Below are 9066 nucleotides of genomic sequence, written 5' to 3'. Positions count from 1 at the left end.
TTTGACTTTTTAGAATTAGAGACCCTTTGGACCTCTGGTTTTGCTAAAAAACCACCCAGAAAAGAACTCTTGATTCGCAATCATTAAGAGACGTGTTGCAAAATCCTATTCCCTAACTTTTATTTACGCGTCCCTCACTGTAAAAAAGCTGTATAAATACAGCAAGTTATTTTTACATAAAACTTACATGTTATCCATAAATGGTATAACCGTAAAGCCCCCGTAAAATAATCAAAAAATCTATCAAACATCACCATCTTTATGCTTAACAAAAGAGCAAGCGAGCACCATTACCGTATTTATATTTTTTTCCCAATGTTGCGATAGTGTTTAGGACACGTATTCATTATAGGCATTTTTCCAGTTTTTATCTGCATGCTAGCCACGTTTGGAATGTGAGAAACATGCTTTTGATTGATTTAATATAAATAGGCTTGCCATAAAACAATCTTACAGTATTGAGATTTCTCATTTAAGTTGAAAGACAATTCATTATTATTATAAATCAATATGATGTATAGATTGTCGACATTACAAGCAGTGTGTGAACGCTCAATGGTTAATGCCAATTTTTTTGTTATGAGGGAGGGGTATCGGGCGATAATGAAGTTTTGTATAGTGCACGAGACGTAATTGAGAGATGCTTGTTTAGAGGTGCGTTTAGTGAAAAAACTTTGAAAGCAAATGCGCATTCCTTTTGCACTTTAAAAGCCCAAGGAGTTTTAAGTGAAAGGGTGATTAGAATAAGTGTGTGTTATATTTTAAGGATAGCGATTTTTCAGAGCTTCTTAAGTGTGTCCTGTTGAACCAAAACCTCCTGTTCCACGGCTCTCGTTATGGCTTTGGGTACTTTGCTCTGGTTCAATGGCGCAAACATTAAGTTGGGATACAGGGGCGATGACTGTTTGGGCAATGGCGCGCATGCCCCGTTTAAATGGAAAAGTCTTCTTGGCCTAAATTGATTAAGAAGGAGTTTGACTTCACTTCCGGATAGTCACACTCAATCGTTCTTGGAGTGTTGAGGTATGTAATGCCCGTGTTTTAAGGCTAAGCCAGAGCGTGGACGGATGCGTGCTTCAAGCCCCACGTGATAAATGAAAAATGAGACCTGTTGGAATAAGTGCCCGCTGCCCAGGGGCAAGAACAAGCGTTTCTTCTTCTCCAATTGCTGCCCGTAGATCAAGACCCGCAGAACCCGCTGTCGCGTAGCAAGGAAGTTCTAAACCTTGTCCGTGTGCAAGACGCTGAACAAATAAAGTCTGGGCATGTGAAGATTGAGAAGAGACAGGAGAAGAGTAAGGATACTTGTTTAGAGGGGCGTTTAGTGAAAAAACTTTGAAAGCAAATGCGCACTCCTTGTGTACTTTAAAAGCCCAAGGGGTTTTAAGTGAAAGAGTGGTTGGAATAAGTGTGTGTGTTATTTTAAGGATAGCGATTTTTCAGAGCTTCTTAAGTGTGTCCTGTTGAACCAAAACCTCCTGTTCCACGGCTCTCGTTATGGCTTTGGGTATTTTGCTCTGGTTCAATGGCGCAAACATTAACTTGAGATACGGGGGCGATAACTGTTTGGGCAATGCGCATGCCCCGTTGGATTGAAAAGTCTTCTTGTCCTAAATTGATAAGAAGGACTTTGACTTCACCACGGTAGTCACTATCAATCGTTCCTGGAGTGTTGAGGCATGTGATGCCGTGTTTTAAGGCTAAGCCAGAGCGTGGACGTATTTGTGCTTCAAACCCAAGAGATAAATGAAAAATGAGACCTGTTGGAATAAGTGCCCGCTGCCCGGGGGCAAGAACAAGCGTTTCTTCTTCTCCAATTGCTGCCCGTAGATCAAGACCCGCAGAACCTGCTGTCGCGTAGCAAGGAAGTTCTAAACCTTGTCCGTGTGCAAGACGCTGAACAAATAAAGTCTGGGCATGTGAAGATTGAGAAGAGACAGGATGGTTGTTTAGAGGGACGTTTGTTTCAGTGTGCGACATGATCGAGGCATTTCCAAAATATGAGGTCTAGAAGAAAATGATACTTTAACAAAAGATATCTATAAAACCAAGTCGATAAAGGTGTGTGGATATAGGTTGTCCCCAGAGCTTGCTTATCATCTTTGGCTGACCTAAAATATTCCACAACACCACCTAACATTATCAATGGCATTTTTCAATAATGGCATCATCAAGGATGGCTTATGCCTAGGGGCATGCGCTTATTTGAGATCTAAATTATGGTTACAGATAAGATTTTTTAGATACTACCGATAAGAATACCCGTGGCAAAAACCAGAGCTCCCCCAATGATAACCTGTAAAGAGGCGCGCCAAAAGGGAGTGGACATGAATTTGTTCTGAATCCAGACGATGGCGCCTAGTTCAAAAAAAACAATGATAAAAGCAATAATTGTCGCTACATAAAAAGAGTTGATCAAATAGGGAAGAGTATGACCTAGTCCTCCTAATGTTGTCATAATGCCGCTGGCAAGACCTCTTTTTAATGGCGAACCACGCCCTGATAATTTTCCGTCATCATGGGCTGCTTCTGTGAAACCCATTGAAAGTCCCGCACCAATTGAAGCTGAGAGCCCTATCAAAAAAGTTTGATGCGTGTCTCCCGTGGCAAAAGCTGCGGCAAAAATGGGGGCAAGGGTAGAGACAGAGCCATCCATTAACCCTGCAAGACCTGGTTGAATCCAAGTCAAAAGTGTTTGTCTTTGCGTTTTCGAAGGCTTTTTTATGGTGTGATTTGCCGCTGTTGTTTTTTGGGAGGGATGGCGGTTCTTGCCTTTCACAAGAGAAGTTTTGTCACATAATGAACCGATAGTGTTTGCACGATTATGGCAAGAAAGGCACAAAAGTTGCTTATAATTTTTAAGCTCTTGAAGCCCCATGGCGGTAAAAACCGCGGCTTCCTTAGAGGAATAAGGTTCTAGAGCTTTTGCATATTTTAAATAGAGCGCCGCATGTTGCTCTTTTAATTTGAGCGCTTTAAGTATCACGTTTTGTGCTGAACGAAAGGACAGAGCTTTACGTTGTACAAATGAAAAAAACGATCTCAACATTTTCTGTTCCTCTGCACTTTAGAATAATTCTAAAACATAAGAAAAATAAACCGAAAGTCAATCTAAAAGTTAAAAACTGACAAATTACAAAAAGGTTGCACTGAGAAAAAAGGTGCTGGGATGTTGAGAAAGTACAAGGAGATTCATCAAATGGAGACGACAGGGGCGCATGAAAGAAATGATTACGTGAAAAAATTTAAGAGACAATGTGCTTTATTTTGCTAAAGGGGCGTTTGAATGGAGCATTTCAATGTATTGATGCTCGAGAATATAGGAAAGGAATAAGCTAGCATCATCATTCATTCGATGCGTTCAAAAGACTGTCAGCTCTTAGAATTTGAAATGATTCTTTAAAGGAGATCTTTATTCAAGGGATAAAAGCCCATTTCGCGAGGGGGCCCCCGTGAAGAGTATAGAAGGGTGGAGCGGCAAAATTTCCATGAAATAATATAAACTCCATTGAGTCTTCTTAATCTTTACGCTTCATAAAAGAGCAAGCCGGCATCATCATACACCTTAGCTCCCAGTGTTGCGACAGTCTTTAGCACGGTTCATTATAGGCATGGCATTTTATTGTACAGTTTTACGCCACTCATTCTGCTTGTGGAGGTGTAAGACAGTATTCTTATGATATTTACGCGCATTTTAGCGTTGTTACAGCTTTTGCATTTAGGTGGATTTGTTAGCGTGTAACGAATTATCTTTTGTGCTGTGATTGCAGGGGCAGGTTTAAGGGTGGGGGTGCATAAATGACAGAGTATTATCATATAAAATTATTTGATCACGCATAAAAATTTACCCTTTATGAAGGGGCATTTATTGCCTTGTAACTTGCCTGATATCTTGCATGAAAGCCCAAAATTCAGTAGGATTCCTCTCACTTCAAAAGTTCTTATATTGAAACAATTCAAATCATTTTCTTGTGTATCACAAGGAGGGGGGTGGTTGTGGGATTGTTAAAAAGTGTGATAAGTGTGCAATATGAGGGGAGTATAATCTCTGTGTAGTGAAGGAGATTGCTCTTAGCATTTTGAAAAATATGTTAAGTTTCGTAGAAAAAGCGGGGAATATATGGAAATTGATGAAAGTATAGAATGGCTTTTACGTTCTCAAAAACTAACAATACTGCAGGCAGCGCTTTTAATAGTTGGATTAAATCCAGGAAAGTGTCTGTTTTTCAACAAATTAGAACCAGAAAAAGGTGATATTTACGAAAGTAACCGTCGCGTATCATTAGAAAATACTGCTAATTTCCGTGCAGCCTATCATGCTATCGTTCAAGCGGGAAAAAGCAATCAATTAAAGATAGAATGGTCGTATGATCCTTTTGGTGATATAGATGCAGATTCCTCATATGTTCGCGTTGATGATTTAAAAGAATGGCTTTCATCGCGTGGTAAGAGACCTAAAGTTTTTTTCCCTGAGGATGATTCTGCTGAGACTAAGGATCAAAAATATGCGTTTCAAGATCCAACGAATCCACGTTATGCTCCAAAGCTTGCGGCGGTGGTTGCGGCATGGGAAGCGGTGAGTGAGGCTGAGGGTGGTAAAACTGTTAAAGGAACGCTTATAAAGTGGCTTAGTGAACATGCCGTTCAGTACAAGTTGGTGGATGATAATAATTTACCAAGAGAGAAGCTCATTGAGGAATTAGCGGCTGTTGCGAATTGGGAACCTACCGGAGGGGCTCCTAAGACACCTGCCAGCTCTCTTTTATCAAAAGAAAAAAAATAAAAAGATCACTAAAATTGTGCTGCTTTTTTTGATAATTTTGAAGATAATCTCTTTTTCTGGGGGAGATTTTTACTTTTCTTCCCTAGATTATAAGTAATTGTTTTTCAATGAAAATAATTTTTATAGTGTTCCTCTGACTGTTCAGGCGGGGGAAAATAGACATTTTGGGGCAGTAAAATTTACCCTGTAGTTTTCGTAACTTACCTCTCTATTTTTGTTTGATTTTTTTGGTCATTTTTAAAATCCAAATCAATTAAAATGGAGTTGAAAATGATAAAAATATTTTCTTTTTTTACGGTGCGTGGAAGTGCAAAAAATCCTCAAGTCAATGCACCGATAAATACACCGATATTGGAGCAGCCTGTTGCTGATGAGGTGGTGTGTAAATCGTTTAGAATAGGTGTATTGTCGTGTTGGTTAAAATTTGAACTTATCCTTGTTATGGAAAAGGTCAAAGCTGAGCGCCATACGCTTTCTCCATAAAGAAATCTTGTCATCTATGAGCGAGTGAGGATTTCTCTTGAAAAATTTGTACAATAGCAAAACCCGTTCTGTGGCGTAACAAAAATGATGTCATAAATGATTATCTCATCATAAATATGCTTTAAGAATAACCCGTGCGTGGCGAAAGTCTATGGCGTAGTCGCTATAGACTTTTGCTCCGTGTGTGGTGATCAATGCTCTTGTTTATCTCTTGTCAATGCAAGTGCCCATGAAAGTGATGGGTGTCTATTGTTCCATTGTGATGCTTGGTTGTTCATGTTTAGAAACGACAAGTGTATTAAATGTGATAGGGCTGATAGAAAGGAGAACGTATCCTGTAAAAATAGGTGTGTCTTTAAAATAAAGCTGATAAACGAAATTATTTTTTTATCTACCTTTTGTATAATGAGAAAAAGGTATTCAAAGTGCAAGCATAAGCAATTTAGCAGTAAATCCCAAAATAGCTTAATATATCGTTTCTAGGAGAAGAGGAAGAAAGTCTATCTGCAAAAGCTATGTTGGGTCGTGTGACAGGTGAAATAATGCGGTTAGGGCAATAAACAATTGTTATTGGTGAAGAGATAGAAATCGGTTGGGTGTTGATTTCTGTTTTACTACAGAATTTTCTTTGTTATTTTGTCAAATACGATCGTTTGAGGTGTGGTCATATAAAGCGAAGCTTTTTTCAATCTTGGAAAGATATTCTTATTGCGGAAAATCATATAAAGTTTAAGCAACGGCAGCACGATTTTTTGTGCAATGAAATGATAAGTATGTACAATATCTCGGTAATCTCCATGGGAAACTTTACCGGATCCAAGGTGTGGATATTGTCTTCTGCTTATCCCAAATCGCAGATATTTCAAAACAACAACGGTGGAGAATGAATGTTGGATATGTTCTAGGGAAGGTTGCAAAAAATGGCAGTTTTCAAAAAAATACCAAAAATGACGAAAGGAGCGGTTTCCCACTCCTTCGTTCCTATCTCCCCTTGCGGGGAAGCGGCCACCATTACTGATGCCGTGTATGGTGATATAGATACACTTATTTTTCTCAAAAGTCAATAGTGTAAATGCGGTAAATATTTGAGCATCAGAGCTACAACTTTATGAAAATCTTCGCAGGATAATCTTGGAACGGTACGTGAGCAACTTAAACGACTTACAGAAACTGTTGTGACATAATTGCAGATAATCCATGCTTTTTTATTCTCTATAGGAGATTGTATTGGATACGCAGCGGGATTATTGGGTTGTGATTTCGTTGAAAAAGGTAAAACTGTCACATTTCCATATAATTTTGCATTCTTAGAAAGCACTAAAACAGGCCGCTTTTTCCAAAATTCAGGGAGTATCGAATCATGAGGAAAATCGCACCAAAAAACTTGCCTGATGCGTGGTGCCGATTTGATTCGTGGTTTTATATGAGGTGGTTTTTCGTAAGGCGCATTTAAATCCCTTTCTTTTATATGCTCGCGCCATGCATTATGATCATGTTCCATCATAACACATGGTTCTTCAAGTTTGGTTATATCTAAGGAAATAGGTGATAGGGTAGAAGGCTCTGTGTTCTTATCTTCAGCCATAGCAGACCATTTATATTTATTGGTCCCCTCACTTATTATTTTACGGCTTTTCTATCACGAGTTTTTATCAAAATGTTGCTTATAAGTACAGAGAGGTGAAACCATAAAATGGATGTATCTGCTTATTTTTGTCTTTTGAGTACAACGCTAGAGGAGGGATGTTGGTGACTCGTTGGTGTGGGTGGGTTGGTTTGGCGGTGGGTGGTTTTGGGTGGGGATTGGTGATTGGAGGGGTGTTGGTTAGGGGGAAGCGATTGGAGAGAACGAGTGCACGCGGTTTCGTTTCTATTTTATGGTTAGAGTTTTTTATGGATTGAAAGGAGCCCTTTTGAAGTAATATAGAGGCTTATAAGGGAGAAAAATAGGCTTGAGACGACATTCCAACCGGCAAATGAGAGAAAAAGAAAGCGTGCGGATGCTTCAGAACAAGAAGGGGGATGAATGTTGTTTAATTGGTTAAGCAGCTGGTTAATGTCTGAGGTTTTTCTGACTGCGCTTAAACCACAGCTGAGGGGAGCTTCCCAAAAGCCATATTCAACACCCGCATGATAAACGGCTAAAACAAGGCTGATGCACATTAAGACAAAAACACAAAAAAATAAAAGTTGTATCCAAGCAGTTATGCGAAAAAAACATGCTCCAAAACCTGCTAAGAGCAAAAATGGTATGGCTCCATAATAAGGAAAACGCTCTATGAGACATAAATCGCAAGGAAGATATCCTCCGAAATATTCAAAACCAAGGGCAATCCCTATTGTGGCAGACAAGCAAAAAGCGAGAAAAAAAGCCCATAAACTTTGTTCTTTTCTGCTGGGTTCAAGATGAAGGTGTTTGTGTAAAAGTGGGTGAGAAGACAAAACGCATGCCATTAAGTCTGTTCCTTATAAAAGCTTCCTGTTTAAAAAAGCTATGAAAATCCCATAAATTAAAAGGAGGCTAACACAACCAATGAGAACAATCCATTTGAAATGCTGTACTAGAAAATTCATTGCTTTTTGTCCAAAATGTTTAATCAGCCACGCGAGAAGATAAAAACGAGCGCCTCTAGAAAAAATACAAATAAGCATGAAAAGTTCAAGACGTACACTCATAACACCGGCCAAAATTGTGACAATCTTGATGGGGGGAAGATGAAAAAAACCTGATGTTATCAGTAAAATGATTAGAAATTGCAGGGTTGCACTATTTTTCAGAGATTCAAAACTTTCAACCTTACCATAAATTTCTAAAATGGGTTTGGCAAGGGTATCATAGGCAAAATGTCCGATAAACCAACCGGCAATGCCTCCTAATACAGAACAGATTGTCGCAATCAAAGCATAGCGATAAACCTGCTTTTGATGGATAAGAAGCATCGGAATATATAAAACATCTATGGGAATTGGAAAAACAGAACTTTCAATAAAGGCAATGAAACCAAGCCAGTGTGGTGCTGTACGCCGATTTGCTAAAGAAATCGTCCAAAGCTTTAATTTGTTTAATATCATGAGGCTTTTATAAGTTTAAGAGGTAAAGACTTTACAAATGAGATTGCTATAAATCCGGTAGAGAAATCCAATAAAGAAAGTATTTCATAAAATAGATAAGAAAATGATATGAATTCTTAAAAAATGAGAAGTCTTCTGTTGACGAATCTGTTCTTCTTCATATAGTGCAAAGGAATAATCGACAAGTCTGTCTTTTATAGTCCTGTCTTTTATAGCAGTGTGCGGGTGTGGTGGAACTGGTAGACGCGCCAGACTCAAAATCTGGTTCCGAGAGGAGTGTCGGTTCGAGTCCGACCACCCGCACCACTTCATAAATATTTTCCTTTATCCTGTTATGGCGCATCACGTTGTTTTATAAAACATGGGGGGTTATAAAACGTGGGATTTATAGACCGTGTTCAATGTTTTGCATGTTGAATGAAAAACCTCGAATACCCTAGGATTCTTTCATTTCAAGTCTGTTTGTAGTAAATCAACCAAAATCATGTCGCTTGTACGTTACAAGCTAGATGAGCTCGCGTGGAGTGAAATTTTACAAAAAATGAATAAAAATGCCTCTTATGCCGTTTCAAGGGCATCATTGGAGGTTAAAGTGTATGATGGATGGGGGGGTGCCTGCTTGCACTTTTATGAAGTGTAGAGATGGTGCTCTATAGATTTTATATTCTTGTAGGTGCTGTCGCAAAATGGGCTTGAGGGTTTTGAGAGCTGTTTCTTTAAAACACGCA

General features: G+C 39.0%; 8 protein-coding genes, 1 tRNA gene and 1 pseudogene. 4 read left to right on the top strand and 6 right to left on the bottom strand.

What is annotated here, in order from left to right; genetic code table 11:
• Positions 1–788: 788 nt before the first annotated feature.
• The 3 genes and pseudogenes from dut (ACFILO_RS04455) to ACFILO_RS04445 all read right to left on the bottom strand — a co-directional run.
• A pseudogene (gene dut / locus ACFILO_RS04455) lies at positions 789–1313 on the bottom strand (dUTP diphosphatase); the annotation flags it as partial.
• 136 nt (positions 1314–1449) lie between these two features.
• The gene (gene dut, locus ACFILO_RS04450) at positions 1450–1980 is read right to left on the bottom strand and encodes a dUTP diphosphatase (protein ID WP_375631979.1); all 531 of its coding nucleotides are present in this window, start codon (positions 1978–1980) and stop codon (positions 1450–1452) included.
• A gap of 259 nt (positions 1981–2239) precedes the next feature.
• Entirely contained in the window at positions 2240–3049 is an 810-nt protein-coding gene (locus tag ACFILO_RS04445; protein WP_375611594.1) for a VIT1/CCC1 transporter family protein, read from the bottom strand.
• Between the two features lie 1071 nt (positions 3050–4120).
• On the opposite strand from ACFILO_RS04445, the gene ACFILO_RS04440 reads away from it, so the two are divergent.
• Both ACFILO_RS04440 and ACFILO_RS04435 read left to right on the top strand, forming a co-directional pair.
• Positions 4121–4783, top strand: coding sequence for a hypothetical protein (locus tag ACFILO_RS04440; protein ID WP_375677904.1), 663 nt, complete (start codon positions 4121–4123; stop codon positions 4781–4783).
• 270 nt (positions 4784–5053) lie between these two features.
• Entirely contained in the window at positions 5054–5266 is a 213-nt protein-coding gene (locus ACFILO_RS04435) for a hypothetical protein (protein WP_375637788.1), read from the top strand.
• A gap of 1060 nt (positions 5267–6326) precedes the next feature.
• On the opposite strand, the gene ACFILO_RS04430 is transcribed toward ACFILO_RS04435, so the two are convergent.
• Entirely contained in the window at positions 6327–6851 is a 525-nt protein-coding gene (locus ACFILO_RS04430; RefSeq protein ID WP_375613249.1) for a type II toxin-antitoxin system PemK/MazF family toxin, read from the bottom strand.
• A 164-nt stretch (positions 6852–7015) separates the two neighbouring features.
• Here ACFILO_RS04430 and ACFILO_RS04425 point away from each other — a divergent pair, with 164 nt between their 5' ends.
• Positions 7016–7168, top strand: a complete 153-nt coding sequence (locus ACFILO_RS04425) for a hypothetical protein (protein ID WP_375677903.1) — start codon at positions 7016–7018, stop codon at positions 7166–7168.
• Here the strand turns inward: ACFILO_RS04425 and ACFILO_RS04420 are convergent.
• Both ACFILO_RS04420 and ACFILO_RS04415 read right to left on the bottom strand, forming a co-directional pair.
• The gene (locus ACFILO_RS04420) at positions 7148–7720 is read right to left on the bottom strand and encodes a disulfide bond formation protein B (RefSeq protein WP_375677902.1); all 573 of its coding nucleotides are present in this window, start codon (positions 7718–7720) and stop codon (positions 7148–7150) included. The genes ACFILO_RS04425 and ACFILO_RS04420 overlap by 21 nt on opposite strands.
• A 12-nt stretch (positions 7721–7732) precedes the next feature.
• Positions 7733–8338 (bottom strand): YqaA family protein, encoded by a 606-nt coding sequence (locus ACFILO_RS04415; protein WP_375677901.1) that lies wholly within the window; start codon positions 8336–8338, stop codon positions 7733–7735.
• Positions 8339–8559: 221 nt separating this feature from the next.
• On the opposite strand from ACFILO_RS04415, the gene ACFILO_RS04410 reads away from it, so the two are divergent.
• Positions 8560–8644: transfer RNA gene (locus tag ACFILO_RS04410), tRNA-Leu, on the top strand.
• The last annotated feature ends 422 nt before the right edge of the window (positions 8645–9066 follow it).

It is taken from the genome of Bartonella sp. AP72JLCBS (genome assembly GCF_042195705.1).
GTDB lineage: Bacteria > Pseudomonadota > Alphaproteobacteria > Rhizobiales > Rhizobiaceae > Bartonella.
Note: the sequence above shows the minus strand (reverse complement) of the source record. Positions and strands in the feature narration are given on the sequence as shown.

Excerpts from the sequence above, each read along its gene's own strand:
- dut (WP_375631979.1), bottom strand. The coding sequence starts at position 1,980 with ATGTCGCACACTGAAACAAACGTCCCTCTAAACAACCATCCTGTCTCT.
- ACFILO_RS04445 (WP_375611594.1), bottom strand. The coding sequence starts at position 3,049 with ATGTTGAGATCGTTTTTTTCATTTGTACAACGTAAAGCTCTGTCCTTT.
- ACFILO_RS04440 (WP_375677904.1), top strand. The coding sequence starts at position 4,121 with ATGGAAATTGATGAAAGTATAGAATGGCTTTTACGTTCTCAAAAACTA.
- ACFILO_RS04435 (WP_375637788.1), top strand. The coding sequence starts at position 5,054 with ATGATAAAAATATTTTCTTTTTTTACGGTGCGTGGAAGTGCAAAAAAT.
- ACFILO_RS04430 (WP_375613249.1), bottom strand. The coding sequence starts at position 6,851 with ATGGCTGAAGATAAGAACACAGAGCCTTCTACCCTATCACCTATTTCC.
- ACFILO_RS04420 (WP_375677902.1), bottom strand. The coding sequence starts at position 7,720 with ATGGCATGCGTTTTGTCTTCTCACCCACTTTTACACAAACACCTTCAT.
- ACFILO_RS04415 (WP_375677901.1), bottom strand. The coding sequence starts at position 8,338 with ATGATATTAAACAAATTAAAGCTTTGGACGATTTCTTTAGCAAATCGG.